This is a genomic window from Dysgonomonas sp. HDW5A, assembly GCF_011299555.1.
Classification (GTDB): domain Bacteria; phylum Bacteroidota; class Bacteroidia; order Bacteroidales; family Dysgonomonadaceae; genus Dysgonomonas_A.
Genome location: NZ_CP049857.1, coordinates 2,668,064 through 2,687,319, shown reverse-complemented (window position 1 = coordinate 2,687,319; position 19,256 = coordinate 2,668,064). Strand labels below are relative to the sequence as shown.

Below are 19,256 nucleotides of genomic sequence, written 5' to 3'. Positions count from 1 at the left end.
GACGATAAAGCCGTACTCATACTAAACATTGGCTGAGACTTACACTCAAAGATAAGATTTTGTTTAGAATTTAGAGCGTTTTTGTCAAATTTCAGTTCTGTTTATTTATTTTGTTATGATAAAAGATAAAAATATTTAGTCATTGATTACCAACCTTTAATAGCTCCGCCTTTGAATTCACGTCTGGCTGTTTCTGCAACTTCATCCGATTGAAAAGCCTTTACAAATCGTTTTACCCTATCATCATCCTTATTGTCTTCACGTGACACAATCACGTTAACATATGGGGAATCTTTCTCTTCTACAAAAATACCGTCTTCCAATGTCAGCCCAACACCCGCTGCAAAAGTATTATTTATGATAGCTATTGTTACTTTATCATCATCCAGAACACGAGGCAGTTGAGGAGCTTCCAACTCCACGATTTTCAGGTTTCGGGGATTTTCTGTAATATCGGTTACTTTGGGAATAAAGCCGACATTGTCACGAAGTTTTATAAGTCCTTGTTTTTGCATCAGCAGAAGGGCACGACCACCGTTAGTCAGATCATTAGGTATGACTATCGTACTGCCGTCTTTTAGCTCGGCTAATGTTTTTATTTTCTTCGAATAACCGGCTAAAGGATATACAAAGGCATTGCCTACAACCGCCAGTTTATAGCCTCGCTCTTGCATTTGATTTTCGAGATAAGGCACATGCTGAAATACATTGGCATCAATATCGCCTTGATCGAGCAATGTATTGGGCACAACATAATCGGTAAGTGTAACCAGATCAACATCGAGATTATAGCGTTCTTTTGCTACTTTCTGAGCTGTTTTGGCTACAATATATTCGGGTCCAAGCACTACTGCTACACGAATATAATTAGGGTCGTTTTTTCGTCTGCGTCCACAAGAGTTCAGCAAAATAACGGATGCAATACATATAACGAATATCTGAACTATTTTTAATCTCATCTTAAAGTCTTATGTTATTCGAGAGTAAAATTTTATCTATGATCTACTTTCTTTGAAATAAAGTTGCCTAAGGTCTGAATAATAAATACCAATACCACCAAAAGTACTAATACTACATTCATCACGGTAGTGTCATAGCCTACGTAACCATATTGATAGCCTACCTGTCCCAAACCTCCTGCACCCACAGCTCCGCCCATGGCTGAATATCCTACAAGAGTAATCAAAGTGATAGATGCACAATTGATAAGCGAAGGCATAGCTTCGGGCAACAATACTTTTCGGATGATCTGAAAGGGGGTAGCTCCCATGGCTCGTGATGCTTCGACCAGTCCCGAAGGTACTTCGAGCAAACTATTCTCCACCATACGGGCTATAAACGGAGCTGCACCTATACTTAACGGTACCAATGCTGCTTCTACACCGATAGATGTACCTACGATCAAGCGGGTAAAGGGTATCATCCAAACAATAAGTATAATAAATGGTATTGCCCTGAATATATTCACAAAGAATGCCAATGTTTTATTCACCGTTTTATTGTCTCTGATTTGTCCTTTGCTGGTTATAAAAAGCGAGACGCCGATAGGCAGTCCCAATACAAAGCCGAAGAAACCCGAAACAAATGTCATCACGATGGTTTCCCAAGTTCCTTTTATTAATATTTCTATCATCGAATCAGACATAACCCAGTACCTCCACTTTTATATTTTTACTTTTCAAAAATTCTATCGCACGGTTCTCGTTTTCGGCGGAACTTATAAATTCAACAAGCATAACTCCAAATTTCATTCCTCCCACGTAATCCATGCGAGCATTAATTATATTACTGTCGATATCGAATAAACGTGCCACCTCCGATAGTACGGGTGCATCTACCGACTGCCCTGTTATTTCGAGCTGTAACAAAGGATGCTTACCTGCTTGTGGCAGAGCAACCAGATTTTCCTGATAATCGGCAGGTATTTCCATATGCAAAGACGATGCAATAAACTGCTTGGTTAAAGCTTGCTTGGGATGCGAAAAAATATCGGCAACCGTTCCCTGCTCTATCAGTTGTCCGTCACTGATAACGGCAACTTCATCACAGATTTCTTTTACTACATCCATTTCATGCGTGATTAGAAGAATGGTTATATCCAGACGTTTATTGATTTCTTTCAGCAGCGATAATATCGAACGTGTTGTCGCAGGGTCTAGGGCACTGGTTGCCTCATCACACAACAATACTTTAGGATTACTTGCCAAAGTTCGGGCAATGGCTACACGCTGTTTTTGACCTCCTGACAGTTTAGACGGGTAATCGTTTGCTTTTTCGTCCAAACCTACCAATGCCAATAATTCTTTTACACGTGTAATTATTTCGGCTTTGGGAGTTTTATCCAATTCGAGAGGAAATGCTATATTATCGAATACTGTTCGTGACGACAATAGATTGAAATGCTGAAATATCATCCCAATATTTCTTCGTGCTTTTGCCAACTGCGATTCCGACATGCGGGTAAGGTTTTGCCCGTCAACGTATATCTCTCCCGAAGTGGGTCGTTCCAACAAATTCACACAACGAATAAGCGTACTTTTTCCTGCTCCCGATTCACCTATTACTCCTACAATCTTCCCTTTGGGAACAAATAAAGATACTTCGGAAAGTGCAGTTGTGGTTCGGTCTTTTTGCTTGAATACTTTTGTTATATCTTTTAGCTCTATCATTTGGCTAACCTTTTTTTCGATCTTTTTGAAAAGCAAAGTAACAAAAAATAATTAAAGTCACAGGGCTTTATTGAATGACTGTTTCTCTATTTAAAAAAGAAAAGTGTATTTTTGTGATTAAATATCGTATAAAGACTAAGTTTTAATCTGATGATTGATAAAATAAACAAACTACTATCTGAAATAGAAGAGATAAAGGCTGCCAATACACAACAGCTGGAAGATTTGCGTATCAAATTTTTAAGTAAAAAAGGTGCGATTTCTGTCCTTATGGACGATTTTAGAAACGTAGCAGCAGAAGAGAAAAAAGTATTAGGAGCAAAACTGAATGAGCTTAAAACCAAGGCTCAGGATAGAATCAACGAATTGAAAGAGAATCTGGAAAATTCCAGTTCTACGGACGAAACGATAGACCTTACCCGTACAGCTTACCCGATACAATTGGGTAGCCGCCATCCTCTTTCGTTGGTAAAAAAAGAAATCTGCGATATATTTAAACGCTTAGGCTTCTCAATTGCCGAAGGCCCCGAGATTGAAGACGACTGGCATGTATTTTCGTCATTGAATTTTGCTGACGATCACCCTGCACGCGATATGCAAGATACATTCTTCATTGCACGCAGTCCCGAAGTAGTATTGCGCACGCATACTTCATCGGTACAAACCCGTGTGATGGAAAAACAAGAACCACCTATCCGTATTATTTGTCCGGGACGTGTATACCGTAACGAGGCTATTTCGTACCGTGCACACTGTTTCTTCCATCAGGTAGAAGCTCTTTATATCGATAAAAATGTATCGTTTGCCGACCTGAAACAGGTATTGCTTTTCTTCGCAAAAGAAATGTTTGGTGCAGATACTAAAATACGTCTTCGCCCTTCGTATTTCCCATTTACCGAGCCTAGTGCAGAAATGGATATTTCATGTAATATCTGTGGAGGAAAAGGTTGTCCTTTCTGTAAACACACAGGATGGGTAGAAATATTGGGTTGCGGAATGGTCGATCCAAACGTTCTTGAAAATTGCGGAATAGACAGTAAAGTATACACTGGATATGCCTTAGGTATGGGTATCGAACGTATTACCAACTTAAAATACAGAGTGAAAGACTTACGTATGTTCTCTGAAAACGATGTTCGTTTCTTAAAACAATTCGAAAACGCCCAGTAAAAATAGTAGAATATGAAAAAGCTATTACTCTTATTTGTTGGATCTTTATTTTTTATTTCTTGTCAAGAAAGCAAAAAAGAAACTATGGGAATTACACCAGAACATAAGAATGAAGTGGTAGAAGCGATTAAAAACCGCAGAAGCATCCGATCATACAAACCCGAACAAATAGATCAAGCTCAGCTAGATACTATTATCGATTGCGGAATCAACGCTCCCAGTGCCTTAAACAGACAATCGTGGGAAGTACGTGTGATTCAAAATGCTGATCTCTTGAAACGAATTAATGATAGCTTTGTCGACAAAGCAAAAGGTAAAGAACTTAAAGGTAGTGCCGCACGCTCTCAAGAACCTGGTTTCAGCGTATTTCATGGAGCTCCTACTCTTATTATTGTAGCTAAAGATAAAAGTAATCCATATAGCGCTGTCGATTGTGGATTATTGGCTCAAAATATATTATTAAGTGCAGAATCCATGGACATAGGAACGTGTACTATTGGTAATATGGCCAGTATACTCAACGATCCTGATGCCAAAGGGTTTCTGAAAGAAATCAATATGCCCGATACTCACGAAGTGGCTTTTGGTATTGCCATCGGATATAAAAACGAAAGTCCCGAAGCTAAAACAAGGGATACAAGTAAAGTGCAATATGTAAAGTGAGAAAAAACAATCACCTCAATAGAAACAGTCTCTCAGAAATGGGAGGCTGTTTTTTTTATTGACTTATAGTTGTAAACTACTTTAAAGTTCTTCTTTAAACCGGTCGACCTCTACTCCATCGACTATTACTTTACCAAAAAACATAGATGCAGGTCTTACCCAAATACCATACTCACCGTATAACGCTTGATAAACAACCATATCCTCTAAAGTTTCACTGTCTTTAGCCAGGCTTATAAATTTATAACGGTTTCCTTTAAAATGTACAAAGAAACGTTCCTTTGATTTTGAATCCATAGATTTGATAATTAAGCTGCAAATATAAAAGAGTTTTTCCTAGCACCGGACCTTTTTATTACATTTGCAATATAATCTCAACAGAATAAACAAGATGAAGAATATTATCCTACTCATATTAGCGATATCCACTTTTATGATATGCAGCAGTAGTAAGCCGATAAAAACAAAACCCAATGAAACGATAGTATTCGGACGATTTATTTTAGATAACGATTCGGAAATCGATCATGAAAAGATCGAGTTAAATTTTCTGAGGAGCCCCAGAGGCACAGCTAAAGTAAAAGTTGGAAAAGACGGTTTTTTCTGCCTCAAAATGCAAACAGGAAACAGCCTTACTGATTTTATCCAATATAAAGACGGTGGTACTTTCCGCAAAATACTCACCAATAGTTGTCTTACACTATCTTTAACAGAAGCAGATAAAGCATATTATGTAGGAGATATTTTCATGAAGTGGACTCCTACCGATAGAGATAAAATAAAGAAAGGGTTCTCTCTGGGTATAGGTATGGGCAATAACAGCATGGCCGGTTCGTTTGCCATACCTATAGGAGAAAGTTATACTCCGGGCGAAGATTGTCCCGAAATAACAATAAGAGACATGCAGGAAACTATCGATCAGTTTCACGCCACATATCCTGACGACAATAGAGAAGTTATTATACAGTTTATGGATCTCGATTAATAACAGAGACTTACACCAATAACTTTCTTCACTAAATTATAGAAGATGTATATTCTTATCTTTTTTATTAAATTTGCCAATCAATATTAAACAATATTATAATCAATATGAAAGCATTTGTATTTCCGGGTCAAGGTGCACAATTCGTAGGAATGGGTAAGGACTTGTATGAAACATCTCCTGTAGCTAAAGATTTATTCGAAAAAGCGAATGAGATTCTTGGATTTCGCATTACAGATTTAATGTTCAGTGGTACAGACGAAGACTTGCGTCAAACTAAGGTAACCCAACCAGCTATATTTTTACACTCGGTAATTCTTGCTAAAACTTTAGGTGAAGAATTTAAACCTGATATGGTTGCCGGTCACTCTTTAGGAGAATTTTCGGCACTTGTTGCAGCCAACGCTCTGTCTTTCGAAGACGGTTTGAAACTTGTTTACAAACGTGCATTAGCTATGCAAAAGGCTTGTGAATTGAATCCTTCGACAATGGCTGCCGTACTTGGTTTACCCGATGAAAAAGTAGAAGAAATATGTGCTTCTATTACCGACGAGGTGGTAGTGCCTGCAAATTATAACTGCCCCGGACAAATTGTAATATCGGGCACAAATGCAGGTATCGATAAAGCTTGCGAATTATTAAAAGAGGCTGGTGCTAAACGTGCTCTAAAACTTAGTGTTGGTGGTGCATTCCACTCTCCATTGATGAATCCGGCTAAAGAAGAATTAGAGAAAGCAATTAACGAAACTGAATTTTCGGCTCCTATTTGCCCTGTATATCAAAATGTAACAACAGTTGCTGAAACAGAACCTGCTACAATCAAGAAAAACCTGATTGCTCAATTGACTGCTCCTGTAAAATGGACTCAATCGGCTGAACATATGATTGCTGACGGTGCTACTGAATTTGTAGAACTAGGACCGGGATCAGTTCTTCAAGGTCTTGTTAAAAAGATCAATAAAGAAATTGCTACCAGCGGAAAACAATAAGATCAAAATCGCAGATTATTTATTACTCTGCTTACACTAAATAATAAAAAAGGCATCCCGAAAGAGATGCCTTTTTTTATTTCAACTGAAATAAACTTTTTATTTTAATATTGGACTTCCTACAGGCACAATATTTTTACCGAAAAAGCTATTCAAATATTTTGCTGCTAATACATAGAATGTAAGCAACGATATAGCCAACTCTGCATAAGCTGCTACCGCATGCCATACATGACCACAACCAAAAGAGTCTAATGCTAGCCCTAAGAATAAGACTACAATTAGAAGTAAAAGAACAAACATCGCTTTCGACATTTTAAGTCCTGATATAGTAAAGATAATTGTCAATATCATATACCCGACAAAAACAAAACCCAATTGCTTTACATCTACCGCCTGTGCCAATGTATCCCCAAAACAACCAAGCTTGATCAACCAGCTCATAGCCATACCAATCCAGAATAAGCCGTAGGCACTAAAGGCTGTCGCTCCAAATAAATTGTTATGCTTAAAATCAAATAAAGAAGCTATTAATTGTGCAATACCACCCAAAAATATAGCCCAAGGTAATACCAAAGAAAGACCTGAAGTCAATTCCATCTTTTGAGATGATGCTACAAGTGTTACAATCGCCAAACCAAACAATCCGAGTGTGGTAGGATCGGCAACTTCAATTTTCACGTTTTTTGTTTCCATTTATAATTTTTAATTGAAGGCGCAAAAATAGCAAATATAAAGTTACAGCAACACTCCAATCATAGAATCTATAAAGCACGCCCTCTTATCACGTTTACCTATGTTGCTTATTCTACAGATTACGTTCTCTCAAAAAAGTTGATTCCATAAGATTATGTTTGAATTTTATTCATAAAACTGAAAGATAAAGGAGACATCCAACAGAGCGATATACGACACATAATTTTCTTTTTGGAAAACATTTTTCAATATTGTTAATAACTAATTTTCCATTTTGAACAACTTTCTCATTTTTTATTCACAACTTTGTTATTAATTATTGGTGTCATTGATCCGTTGTCTCGGATAAATGATGAAAAGGGAATCAGGTGTAAATCCTGAACAGACCCGCTGCTGTAAACTCTACACCGGTCTAAGAACAAATCTCAAACCACTGTTGAAAAACGGGAAGGATGTTCTAAAAGACAGAGTAAGTCAGAAGACCTGCCGATAAAATAATAGTTTTGTCTTTCGTGGATTAAAGACAATTCAGCACAAAGTAAAATTCAGTTTTGATTATTTAATTGGTATTTATATACATCATCTCACATTCGGGGATGTTTGTTATGTATATTCCGTTATCTACAAGTCTGTATTTATACTTACCCAACAATCCGAAAAAGCGAAAAAATTTTACAGAAGCAAAGCTTCATAAATAGGAAGTACAGAAAGTATCTTAAGTTCACAGAACTATTTATTGCTTTGACAAGTAAAATATTGATAAGCAGATATTATTCTGGAATAGATAATAAATAGGCCTGAGACCTAAATTAAATAACAAACTAAAAAATTACAATTATGGAAAAAATATGTCCACGTTGTTCGACATCATTCAGATGCAGAGAAGACAGAGTTGAATTATGCAATTGCTCCAAAACCAATAAAGCGATAGGTTTACGCGATTATGTTAAAGATACATATGATGGATGCCTTTGTCCTACATGTCTTGAAGTAGCAAACAGCACATTTTATAATATTGGAATAAATCCTAAATTTCTAAATAAAAAAAAGACTGTTTGACTGTTTGAAAGAAACATTGCATTTTACCGAAATAACGAAAGGCACTCTTGTATAAGAGTGTCTTTTATTTTTCAAGAAAAGAGTATATATAAGAAGAATCCGCATAAATCTTCGAATTTATTAACAAACGAAATCTAAAATTAAAACTTCTATACCCTCTACAACATCATTTAATCCTTTTTAGGACAATGGGGCTCCTGCACTACAAAGAGGCTAAATGAAATTCTGTACTTTTATCAACCTTATACTGATCTACAGAATTCTCTGTTCAGCAATAGAAATATTTTTATGAAAAATCAACTAAACGATGAACTCGTTGCGGCTATCCGAAATAATGTATCAGACGATATCAATATAGCGAATCTCCTTATGGACATACTTTCGATGGGTAAAGAAGCAGTCTATCGCCGGCTGAGAGGAGACGTTCCTTTTACTCTTGAGGAAGCATTCCTGATATCTTCGAAGTTATCTATTTCACTGGATAATACTGTAAATATAAAAAATTCGAAACATGCATTCTACGATTTAGATTTAGACTTGAACCTGAACGAACAAAAGAATCCTCTCGACTACTACTGTGAAAAACTGGAACATTGTATTCGGCTATTTCAAAAAATGCATAAATCTGAGGACTCCAAAGCACGACTGGCGATAAACAGTTTGCCTTATATGTTTTATCTTCCTTATCGGCATATTGCCAAATTTCGTTTATACAGGTGGATATATCAAATGCAGGCAACCCCTCATATGGGAACTTATAAGGACATGGTGGTTCCTCTAAAAATTTCAGATACTGAAAAAAGGTTTGTAGCCGAACACAGACACATTTCACACACAACTTTTATAATGGATCAGAATGTGTTTAAATCGTTCATTGGCGATGTCAATTATTTTTATAAACTAAATTTATTATCAGATATAGATGTCAAACTTATCAAGAATGAATTAATGGAGATGATATCTGAACTTGAATCTATAGCTGCAAAAGGCACGCAGAGAACAGGGACAGAGGTAAGCATCTATATATCGAATATCGACTTAGAGTCTTCCTACATACATTTCGAATACGGGGGTAGTGAAAATAGTTTCTTAAGGGTATTTTCCATCAACATTATAGACTCTCAGAACCTGACTGTTTGTAACATCCAAAAAGAATGGATAGACTCTCTTAAAAGGTATTCTACCTTAATTTCGGAGAGTGGAGAAATGGAACGTATCCGGTTTTTCAATCAACAACGCGATCTAGCCCTTAGCATGGGAAATACATAAGTAAGGAAAGTCGGGACTAAAATTAGTCCCGACCTTTTTTCAATCTACATATTGATATTCGAAAAGATATCCTTTAGCAAACAAAGGTTAGTTAGATAAATTCTTGTTTAAAGAGAAGGTGTTATTTTCTCCAAATGTTTGAGATATATTTCTTTTGAATGGTCTATCTGTGGATTTTTCATCACATCATAAAAATGAAAGCTCTCTATTCGAGATAATCCTATAAACTGATTCATTTGATGAAATCCAAACATGACCCCATCATCCACACTGTGTTGTCTGAAAAATTCGTCTTCAATTGTAAAAGCTTCTTCCGGAGCATTCCACGTTGTAGTCAACATATACTTTCTGCCATGCAAAGCCCCTCCTGTTCCATAATTACGTGTAGGGTTCGCCGAACGTCTACCATCAGACACATAGATTTTTTGATGACCTTCGGAAAATACACGGTCAATATATTCTTTAAAGCCAAAAGGTAACTGAAACCACCAGATAGGTGTATGATAAATAATTACGTCTGCCCAAACAAACTTTTCGACCTCTTCGCTCAAATTATACTCGCTATTTATATCGGTAAATTTGATTTCATATTCTCCACTATTTTTAAAATAACCGGCAGTCCAGTCTGATAATGTTTTATTCAGTTGACCTTCCGATTCGCCCAATTTTTGACCTGCATTTATTACAAATATTTTTTTCATAACCTTAATATTGATCTTTTTTATAATTACGATACAAAAATAGAGAGGATTAATTAATAATCAAAATAATATAATTCATATATTTGTATCACAATTATAATATATAAAATTTATGGTAAATCTTGAATGGTTCAGAACATTCAAAGCAATATACGAGACAGGATCACTTACGGCTGCTGCAAACAAGCTATACATATCTCAGCCCGGAGTTAGTTTACATCTGACATCGTTGGAAGCTCATATCGGATACAAACTGTTTGATAGAGGAACCCGAAAAATGGTAGCAACCGAACACGGGAACATCCTTTACAACTCTATTGTAGAAGGAGTAGACAAATTGGAAGCTGCTGAAAGACATTTCTACAGAAATGCCAATTCGGATAAAACAAGCATAAGTATCGGTATGTGCTTCGAGACATTTCAACACGTACTGGAGCCGTATATAAGCGAACTGCCTTTTGATTTGATCTCTAAGTTTGGTATGTACCCTCAAATGCTGGGAGATCTGGATAAAGGTTTACTAGACTTTGTTATCTCTCCACAGAAAGACGATTCGCTGAATGTGCAATACACTCCTTTTTCGAAAGAAAAAATTGTACTAGTTGCAGGTGCTAAAAGCAATATCTCGGAATTTAATAAGATCATCGAAAAGGGCGATCTGAAAGGAGCTGAAAAATGGCTCAACAATCAAGTTTGGTTTGGTACAACAGGCGACATGGAACACCTGAGAAACTTCTGGATTCAGAACTTCAAGAAAAGACCCGATTTTAAGCCCAATTTTATTGTCCCGAATAAGAGTTCAATTCTTCGTTCCATAGCCAATCGAGAAGGCTTTGCTGTTGTACCCGATTTTCTGGCTAAAGAGCAATTTGCAAACAACAGTGTAAGACTAGTTTGGGAAGGAAAAGTTCCGTTAGAGAACACCTTATATTTTGCTCAACGAAAGAAGACAATCTATGCAAAGGAATTAGAAACACTGCAAAAAATATTTATCAAAGAATTCGAGTAATACAAAAGTCCTTTTTATAACTTTAGCGAAAATTTATCGCCTTATATTAAAACGGTATTAATATGATACGCAATGTTCAACTATCGGATGCTAAGAGAATAGCAGAGATTTATAATCCATATATAAAAGATACTATAATCACTTTCGAAGAAGAGTTGGTGACCGAAAAAGACATTACTGAACGGATCAAATATATCACTGCCAAAAATTTCCCTTACATAGTTTATGAAGAAAACGGCGATGTAGTTGGCTATGCCTACTTAAGCAACTGGCGAACACGATCGGCGTACGACATTACTTTGGAGACCAGCGTCTATATAGATGAAAAAGCTCAGGCAAAAGGACTTGGTTCGATTCTATATGCCGAACTAATCAACAAAGCCAGAGAAATAAACATACACTCGTTGATAGGGGTTATTTCTCTACCCAATCCGATAAGCCAGAAACTACACGAGAAGTTTAACTTCAAACTAGTAGGTAATTTCAAAGAATCAGGATTGAAATTCAACAAGCTTATTGATGTTGAGTTTTGGCAATTGATTCTATAAAACAGTCATTTACTATTTTTCAAAAGGTTATCCAATACAGTTTCCGAAACCTTGAAAGCCGTTCCGTGTCGTATTCCTTTGGGGAAAGAAACCAAGTCCGAAACATCTTCCCACGTTTTACCATCTTTCGAACGTACAGCTCCGTATTTTCCTTCACGGTACTGATCAAAATACACATAGATATATTCATCTACCTGCAATGGGGCAGGTCCTTCGACCCAATTTCTTGTTATGGGAGCAGATACTTCTGTCGGAAAATTATTTATATCCTTTGATACAGTCACTCTGATATTTTTTTCGACAGGTGTTTTATTCTCATTCTTCACAAAGAGAAAGTATTCTTTTCCTCGCTTTAAGATAGCTCCATCTATCACACTAAAATCAGGATTAAAGAAAAGCTTCGTTTCCGAGAACGTTTTAAAATTGGGAGTTGTCACATAATACAGACGATGATCCAAACCGTCTTCCGATGGACCGACCTCACTAAAACGTCCATCGATAGTAGATGCCCAGAAGATATAATAAAGCATACTCGCTTCATCATAAAACAACTCAGGAGCCCAAGAGTTTCTAACGGTTGGTTCATGAGTCATCACAGGGATAGCCTTTTGCTCCGACCAACTAATCAGGTCTTTAGACGAAGCATACCCTATACTGTTATCGTGCCAGCCTGTAGTCCAAACCATGTGAAAGGTTTTATCGGGAGCTTGTACTATACTTGGATCACGCATCAATTTATCTTTGCCAACAGCAGGAAGTAAATAACTTTTGCCGTCATTGAGCGGAGTCCATGTTAAACCATCTAAACTATAAGCCAAATGGAGACCTGTTTCCGACTTTCCTGTAAAATAAGAAAACAGATAAATATCTTTGGCAGTACCACTTATAGTACTCGTCATTAGCAATCCTGCCAATATAAAAACAATAAAAGGAGTATTTTCTTTTTTCATTTCAGTAATATCTTGTTAGCTACTTGAGACTTTAAAATTCTGTGACTTCGCTCAACTCTTCTTTAAAGCCATCTACATTGTGCAAGGCATAAGGCTCTACACCTTTGGCTACTTTTGAACGATAGTTTATTAATCGGATATTCTCTGCATCTTTTACCCACAACGACGGGCGGTAATCGGGTTTCATAAAATCGACCTGTATATTATTCAGTTCGATATTTTTAGCATGGCGGATAAAGAATCCCGAAGCCGGAATGGTTCCGAACATCCAAGGCTCAGGATACAGAGCCTCATTTTCGGGAGGTAGTAATTGCGCATCTTCTTTTGTACCTCCACCTTTATACAATATTCGAATATTACTCAATTGAACATCATTAATCTGATGATCGGGTACTCCGCTTATTATGCTTGCATAACGAGAATCGGCATTATAAACATTTACATTACTGATCGTTACTCGTGAGATATTCCCCACAGGTGTTCCCTTAGGGCTTCTTAAACGAGAGCCTAAACGCAAAAAGAAAGGAGCATTTACAATATCACGCATAGTAATGTTGGTGATGGTAATATCTTCGAGGCTTCCACCGTCTACCGATTCGAGAGCCAAGCCTCTGCATCGTTCAAATGTACAATTCGAAATGGTGATATTTTTGAATCCTCCACTCGATTCTGTGCCGAATTTTATGCGTCCTGTTACATAGCCCTGATCAGGAGCCTGTGGCTCATCTCGTTGAAAAGAAGCATCCAATAACGAACCTTTATCGAATCCACTTACAAAGCAATTGGTTATAGTCACATTTTCGGTATCCCGAAAAAATCCTAGTGCATAGCTGCTTTTCAAAACAATAGCATCGTCCCAAGGCGAATTTACCGAACAATCGGAAATACGTACATTGCGGCAACAGTCTATATCGAAACCATCGCGATTGGTATCTACTTTTACATTACTGATCGTCAGGTTATCAACGCCTGTAGCAAGCAATGCAAAGTGTCCGCAATTAAGCATCGAAACATCTTTGATAGTTACATTTTTACACAGTTTCAAACTGATTGCTTTGTTCCCAACTCCGGGTAAACGGCTTTCTTCACGGGTTAAGCCTTGTCCATTTATTAAACCTTGTCCGCTTATCGTGATATTTTCGAGACCTATACCCCAGATCAGACTGTTTTCCCAATGACTGTGTCCAAAGTCCTGAAAGTGATTATGTTCATTCTCCTCAGCCAAATCATAACCGCTATCTTTTTCGGGATAGGCAGCCATAATAACTGATCCTGCATCCAGATACAGATGTATATTACTCTGCAATCGAATCGAATAACTTGCATACGTTCCGGCAGGAATAAAAACAGTTCCGCCTCCATTAGCAGTGGCAGCCTCAATCGCCTTGTTTATGGCAGGAGAATCTATTTGTTTTCCATCCCCTTTTGCTCCATAATCACGTACATTATATGTTGATGCAAACAAATTACAAACAAAACTGAATAGAATAATAAGGATGAATATATTTCTTTTCATATCTAATCAATAGTTACAAATTACTGGTTACAAGTCTGTTTCTTAAAAAAGTGACATATCTTCTCAATGGCAACATTTTCTACACAATCTACATAAAAAGGTTACAGTCTGTGTTTATTTTTTGTCACTTTTACTCATTCACTAAACTACTATATATCAATAATAAAGCTCATAAAAGATTACAAAAGTGACAAAAGTGACACTTTTTCAGTATCTATTTTTTTCGTCTTCTTTTTTCGATATAATCGGCTATTGTATAGATAAATAAAACAAAATTTATAAAATCAGCAACTGGATTATAGAAAACGTTCAATTAAATTGTCTTTTTCTACGCGCAATCAAAGATTGCTTGTATTCCTTTTGCCCAAAGCCGCAAAAGGAATCAAAAAAGGCTTTGTGCTGCGTGGCTCGCCTGTCTGACTTAAGCTTGCGGGCTAAACTAAACTTATTGTCTTTCGGCACGTTTAGTTTTACGCCTGCTTTGCTTGTCAGCCAACGGCTGTGCCACTGATGCACTGGGGCTGACGCACGTAACGACTATCATCCGTAAGGCTACTGACCTTGCCGGTTGCACGGGGTACCCGATGTGGGAGGAAAGCGTAAAAAACAAAAAGAAATCAAAGTCAAATGTATTTTTTTGTTTTCGCTTTCGAAGCACGTATCGGGTCGGGCAAAGAGGCTCAGTCTTGATCTTTTGTTTCGTTTTGCATCAAGGCAAAATGAAAGACAAACCCGACAGGGTGCGTCAGTAAAAAAGCATTTATTACTAACGACAAAGAATACTGATAGCATTATTCAACAGTTTCCAAAGGCATTAATCTAAAAGCCCTCAATTCATCTGCATTTCCGTACATCGTATGTTGACGAGACAGATTCCAAAATCCATCTTTGGGTTTACCCTCGTTATTATCGTAATCAATTACTGCCCAACAGAGACCGATTAATTTATTGGCATACAATTCGGATTCGACCGAAAACTTACTACCCTTTGGCGAAGCATAATCAAATGGTGTTATATAAAATTCGAGTGTCAGTTTTCCGCTTTCTCCTTCTTTAACATCATATTTATAGGCATAATCCGAATAGGGCTTTTCTTTCAGCCATTGCTGAGGTCCCCAATACATACACCAATCGTCTTTCTTTGGAGGTGTATAAATATGGTAGTTTTGAGCCTGCCGACCGTGAAACAATTCCCACGCCTGTTCTTTCGTAATATCTTTGAAAGGGTAAAACTTATCGATAAAAGGTCCTCCTGAACGATCTCCATCGACTACGACTTCAAAAATATCAACCATCAGATCATCTCTCGAAAACGACCAGTAATTATCATAGGCTTCGTATAGAAAATATAAACGATTTTCACCTTCAGACCATCCCACTTTCACCTGAATATCCAATGTTGACTTATTGGATTCGGAATATTTTCCCTCATCTTCGGTCATCTGATCTATTCCGATAGTATAACTCGCCGGAACAATATCCCAATCATGAGTATCACCATCAATTCGGGGAATTTTATCGGAAGGGAAACAGAATACCTTAAATACCATCGGCTCCGTTTGCCCTTGAACCCGACAAAACATGAAAACAAGTGTGTATCCTAACAACAACCATTTCATAAGCCATTATTTCTTTTGAGATTCTTCTTTGAATAAATCCGGCAACATAAAATGATTATAATCGGCTTTTTCGTTTTGCTTATAGACACTGAAATATTCTTTCTGACCGTTCATCAAAGGTAAAGAAGCAGCCAAAGCAGGAGAATCGGTTTTCTTTCCCGACTCGAAAAACGCTTGTGGTGACTTTTGTACATGGACATCCGACAAACGAATTTCGGATGTAACAGGCATCACGGCATTGATGGTTCTCAATCTCATACTTTCGCCATGATATAAAGTAAAAGCTGTTTGTTCGACACTAAAAACATTGTTACGGCAGTAGATGGGTTTTAACCTCCCATGTTCGTTTTCTGATAATATTTTACCATAAGCACCTCCATACGACCAAAACAGATTTAGGTTCTGAGGAATATCCACAGGATTCACTTCTATTACTACACCGTCCGATTGAGAGAGTGAAATGACTGTTATAACCAATTTTCCTTTTCCCAATATCGGGTCGGATAGCGTATAAACTAACGATCTGTTATCAGATTGTTTCACATCTATTTCTTTAAAATCACCAAACCATTTATCGGCTTGTGTACATATAATTCCGAATTTTAAGTTACCACCCATTTCTGGAAAATAGAAAGCTAATTCGGGATATTTATCTAATAGTATTTTAGCGTTGTTACTCTTACCACTCAATTGATATGCGAAAGGAGCATTACCTACTATACTTGTCGGATAATTTATATGTGTACTATTATTTATAGTTATAGGCCCATTGTCTTTTGCTTTGACATTTATATGTTGAAACTCCATATTTTTCGCAAAAGCAATATTACCCAACGTCTCTACATCTCCCTGAATATTATCGAAGTGAAAGTTCTGCATATAAGTATCCTTATTTCCGGAAATTTCGAGAAACTTGTGAGAATCTTTTATCCGAATATCTGAAACATATATATCAGTAAAAGATGGAATACCTTTCTTGGGATCTACTTTCTCCAACATCTTCACCCAATGATCGGGCAAAGGTTTGTTTTCGTATTCTTTAGGCAAAGTAGAATAACTGTAAGCCGGATTCCAATTAACATTCGCTTCGAAAACAACACCCACGTCTTCCAATTCAACATCTCGGATATAGATATGCTCGGTAGTTCCACCTCTGTTCATTGCCGATTTCAGGCGGATAGCTACATTCGTGCCTTTTGCTTTCAATCCTTCCGCTAAAACATACCGGATTCCTCCCGATGTTTCACTGCCACAGGTAAGTAAGCCACCTCCGGCACGAGACAGGCAATTGCGAATCACCACATATTCCGTAGGGCGGTTTACCCGTAAACCATCGGCATCCCTACCCGATTTGAGACAAAAGTTATCATCATTACAATCAATATCACAGTTTTCGATCAGTATATAAGACGAGGAATCTACATCTACGCCATCGGTACTTGGCCCGTGTCCTCCTACATTATTTTGAATAATTACCCCATCGACAGTACAATACGAGGAATAAAGCAGTTGAATAGTCCAAAATCCTGCCTGTTGAAAAGTAAGGTCATTAACTGTCACATCCTCAGAATTAGAAATCAATAAAGTACGAGGACGCTTACAATCGTAATCAACAATCCAGCGTAAACCTTTAGCCTCATACTCCTTTCTCATTTTCCAATAAGTATCCCAAAAGACTTTACCTTGTGCATGTATGATACCTGAACCACTCAACATTACATTTTTCTGATCCAAAACATTTATTAATGCCGAAGGCCAACGCATCTCTATACCTGCCACTCGTGTATCTATCTCAGGGTAATCTTCTATATTGGTGCTTCCTAAAAGCACGGTTCCTTTAGGTACTTCAAAATTTACACCCTCTTTCAGATACAAAGAGCCCGACAGATACTTACCTTTTTCGAAAGTAACAATTCCTCCTCCTGACGAAACACAGGCATCTATCGCTTTTTGGATGGCTTTTGTATTCAAAGTTGTCCCATCTGCTATTGCTCCATAATCAGACACCTTAAAAATCTTTGTATTTTTAGGGTATTGTCTGGCTCCCACCTTTTTTTTCCACGAGAGATCAGGCTCTACAGTAAATGCCCCTACCGTAGGTATCATCAGATAAATAAGAAACAGAAGACTGATAATTTTCTTCATATCTATTATTTCTTATTTCTCTTATTTAGTTTCAGAATCTCAACACCTGCATCAATAATCAAACCAAGTCCGTGTTTTTCATTTTCACCTACAGGACGGCTGTAATAAAAGGGCAGATCATCGGTGATACCTGTTCCCACACATACATTCTTAAAGTGTCCGTTTTCGGTTATCTGGTCTTTTTTCAATGCATTCCACCCCAGTTGGGCTATTCTCATATAGGTATCATCGAACCAACCTTCGTTGATTGCTTTGGCAATACCGTACACATACATGGCTGTTACCGACGACTCGTCGTATGATTCGGGTTTATCCAATAACTGATTCCACATACCGTTTTCGTTCTGATAGCGTGATGCACCAACAATTTGTTTTTCGAGTAGATCGATTAACTGTTTCCTACTTGCATAATCCTTTGGTAACACGCCTAAAAGACGAACTAACGACACGGTAATCCAACCGTTTGCCCGTCCCCAGAATGCTACTCCATTACGATTGAGGTCGGTATAAAAACAATGATAAAACAGTTGTTTGTCGGGACACCACAAGTAATCTGAAATATTAATAATCTGACGGGTTGCTTCATCAAAGTATTTCTTATTACCTGTCTGTTTTCCCATTTGAGCCAGAAACGAAACACTCATGTATACATCATCCGCCCACACGGTCATTTCACGGGGAAATGTACGGCACAATGTACCGTCGCTCAAACGGGTTTGATCCTGCATGATATGTTTTCCTGCTGCTTCAAAGTAGTCTTTATATTGCTTCTTCGAATCGTACTTATATACTTCAATAACGGCAGCTCCCATTGCTCCGCAATCGTCCAGTTCTTTCATATTCCAAAGCTGACCGAAAGGCCAGTGCCAATGCTTTCGGTCGTTACGGAATGTATTTTTAAAATACTCGTAATTGGCAAATCCAAATGCGACATGATTCTTTGCATAGTTGATATATTTGGGGTCATTGAGATACTCGCCCAGATTTATCATACTCATATCCAACACTCCATTCGAATAATGCCATTCGGAAAGCGGGCTTTTAAACCTCACATCTTCGCCTTTAGGTATTTCTTTGGTGCTGTTGTATGTTTTACCTGTTTTCACTCCTACAAATTGAGAGACAGGCTCTTTCAATATATTATCGGCTACCGCCCTTATGCATTCTTCATCAGTACGTTGTTGAGAAAATACCGTTACAAACGTTAACGAAAGAATCCCACATACAGTTAATAGTCGTCTTTTCATATAGATATTATAAGTTTAAGG

18 protein-coding genes, 1 pseudogene and 1 riboswitch are annotated in these 19,256 nt (G+C 37.5%); of the genes and pseudogenes, 8 read left to right on the top strand and 11 right to left on the bottom strand.

The genetic code is table 11. The features are described 5' to 3' along the window. Positions 1–146: 146 nt before the first annotated feature. Genes metQ through metN form a run of 3 tightly spaced genes read right to left on the bottom strand, consistent with a single transcriptional unit; the run spans position 147 to position 2,669 of the window. Positions 147–959, bottom strand: coding sequence for a methionine ABC transporter substrate-binding lipoprotein MetQ (gene metQ, locus G7050_RS11200; RefSeq protein WP_166115377.1), 813 nt, complete (start codon positions 957–959; stop codon positions 147–149). Between the two features lie 32 nt (positions 960–991). Beyond that, the gene (gene metI / locus G7050_RS11195) at positions 992–1,633 is read right to left on the bottom strand and encodes a methionine ABC transporter permease MetI (protein WP_255493203.1); all 642 of its coding nucleotides are present in this window, start codon (positions 1,631–1,633) and stop codon (positions 992–994) included. Between the two features lie 4 nt (positions 1,634–1,637). Then, positions 1,638–2,669 carry a methionine ABC transporter ATP-binding protein MetN gene (gene metN, locus G7050_RS11190; RefSeq protein ID WP_166115372.1) on the bottom strand — a complete coding sequence of 344 codons (1,032 nt, stop codon included), beginning with the start codon at positions 2,667–2,669 and terminating at the stop codon, positions 1,638–1,640. Between the two features lie 150 nt (positions 2,670–2,819). Between metN and pheS the strand changes: the two genes are divergently transcribed. Together pheS and G7050_RS11180 are read left to right on the top strand one after the other, a co-directional pair. Beyond that, positions 2,820–3,839 carry a phenylalanine--tRNA ligase subunit alpha gene (gene pheS / locus G7050_RS11185; protein ID WP_166115370.1) on the top strand — a complete coding sequence of 340 codons (1,020 nt, stop codon included), beginning with the start codon at positions 2,820–2,822 and terminating at the stop codon, positions 3,837–3,839. Positions 3,840–3,851: 12 nt separating this feature from the next. Beyond that, complete coding sequence (locus G7050_RS11180) at positions 3,852–4,502, top strand: nitroreductase (RefSeq protein ID WP_166115367.1); 651 nt, start codon at positions 3,852–3,854, stop codon at positions 4,500–4,502. A gap of 81 nt (positions 4,503–4,583) precedes the next feature. Here the strand turns inward: G7050_RS11180 and G7050_RS11175 are convergent, their stop codons facing one another. Then, on the bottom strand, positions 4,584–4,799 hold the full coding sequence (locus G7050_RS11175) for a DUF1653 domain-containing protein (protein WP_166115364.1): 216 nt from the start codon (positions 4,797–4,799) through the stop codon (positions 4,584–4,586). A 94-nt stretch (positions 4,800–4,893) separates the two neighbouring features. On the opposite strand from G7050_RS11175, the gene G7050_RS11170 reads away from it, so the two are divergent. Continuing rightward, positions 4,894–5,487 carry a hypothetical protein gene (locus G7050_RS11170; protein ID WP_166115361.1) on the top strand — a complete coding sequence of 198 codons (594 nt, stop codon included), beginning with the start codon at positions 4,894–4,896 and terminating at the stop codon, positions 5,485–5,487. A 107-nt stretch (positions 5,488–5,594) separates the two neighbouring features. Further along, positions 5,595–6,476, top strand: a complete 882-nt coding sequence (fabD, locus tag G7050_RS11165; RefSeq protein ID WP_166115357.1) for an ACP S-malonyltransferase — start codon at positions 5,595–5,597, stop codon at positions 6,474–6,476. Positions 6,477–6,575: 99 nt separating this feature from the next. Here the strand turns inward: fabD and G7050_RS11160 are convergent, their stop codons facing one another. Beyond that, positions 6,576–7,172, bottom strand: a complete 597-nt coding sequence (locus G7050_RS11160) for an acetate uptake transporter (RefSeq protein ID WP_166115354.1) — start codon at positions 7,170–7,172, stop codon at positions 6,576–6,578. A gap of 303 nt (positions 7,173–7,475) precedes the next feature. Further along, positions 7,476–7,678: riboswitch (cobalamin riboswitch) on the top strand. A 331-nt stretch (positions 7,679–8,009) separates the two neighbouring features. Between G7050_RS11160 and G7050_RS11155 the strand changes: the two genes are divergently transcribed. Continuing rightward, positions 8,010–8,231: a cysteine-rich CWC family protein gene (locus G7050_RS11155; RefSeq protein WP_166115345.1), complete on the top strand. Its 222-nt coding sequence runs from the start codon at positions 8,010–8,012 to the stop codon at positions 8,229–8,231. Between the two features lie 288 nt (positions 8,232–8,519). Then, positions 8,520–9,500 (top strand): hypothetical protein, encoded by a 981-nt coding sequence (locus tag G7050_RS11150; RefSeq protein WP_166115343.1) that lies wholly within the window; start codon positions 8,520–8,522, stop codon positions 9,498–9,500. A 107-nt stretch (positions 9,501–9,607) separates the two neighbouring features. Here G7050_RS11150 and G7050_RS11145 read toward each other — a convergent pair whose 3' ends face one another. Further along, positions 9,608–10,201: an NAD(P)H-dependent oxidoreductase gene (locus G7050_RS11145; RefSeq protein WP_166115338.1), complete on the bottom strand. Its 594-nt coding sequence runs from the start codon at positions 10,199–10,201 to the stop codon at positions 9,608–9,610. Positions 10,202–10,313: 112 nt separating this feature from the next. Between G7050_RS11145 and G7050_RS11140 the strand changes: the two genes are divergently transcribed. Together G7050_RS11140 and G7050_RS11135 are read left to right on the top strand one after the other, a co-directional pair. Next, positions 10,314–11,210 (top strand): LysR family transcriptional regulator, encoded by an 897-nt coding sequence (locus tag G7050_RS11140; RefSeq protein WP_166115335.1) that lies wholly within the window; start codon positions 10,314–10,316, stop codon positions 11,208–11,210. A gap of 62 nt (positions 11,211–11,272) precedes the next feature. After that, a complete protein-coding gene (locus G7050_RS11135; RefSeq protein WP_166115332.1) occupies positions 11,273–11,758 on the top strand; it encodes a GNAT family N-acetyltransferase in 486 nt (161 codons plus the stop codon). A gap of 17 nt (positions 11,759–11,775) precedes the next feature. Here G7050_RS11135 and G7050_RS11130 read toward each other — a convergent pair. From G7050_RS11130 to G7050_RS11110, 5 genes and pseudogenes are all read right to left on the bottom strand, one after another. Continuing rightward, positions 11,776–12,708: pseudogene (locus G7050_RS11130) on the bottom strand (glycoside hydrolase family 43 protein); the annotation flags it as partial. A gap of 31 nt (positions 12,709–12,739) precedes the next feature. Further along, positions 12,740–14,224 (bottom strand): glycoside hydrolase family 28 protein, encoded by a 1,485-nt coding sequence (locus G7050_RS11125; protein ID WP_166115329.1) that lies wholly within the window; start codon positions 14,222–14,224, stop codon positions 12,740–12,742. Between the two features lie 791 nt (positions 14,225–15,015). Beyond that, on the bottom strand, positions 15,016–15,843 hold the full coding sequence (locus G7050_RS11120) for a hypothetical protein (RefSeq protein WP_166115326.1): 828 nt from the start codon (positions 15,841–15,843) through the stop codon (positions 15,016–15,018). Between the two features lie 6 nt (positions 15,844–15,849). Next, the gene (locus tag G7050_RS11115; protein WP_166115324.1) at positions 15,850–17,988 is read right to left on the bottom strand and encodes a DUF4450 domain-containing protein; all 2,139 of its coding nucleotides are present in this window, start codon (positions 17,986–17,988) and stop codon (positions 15,850–15,852) included. A gap of 5 nt (positions 17,989–17,993) precedes the next feature. Then, on the bottom strand, positions 17,994–19,235 hold the full coding sequence (locus G7050_RS11110; protein ID WP_166115322.1) for a glycoside hydrolase family 105 protein: 1,242 nt from the start codon (positions 19,233–19,235) through the stop codon (positions 17,994–17,996). Positions 19,236–19,256: the final 21 nt, after the last annotated feature.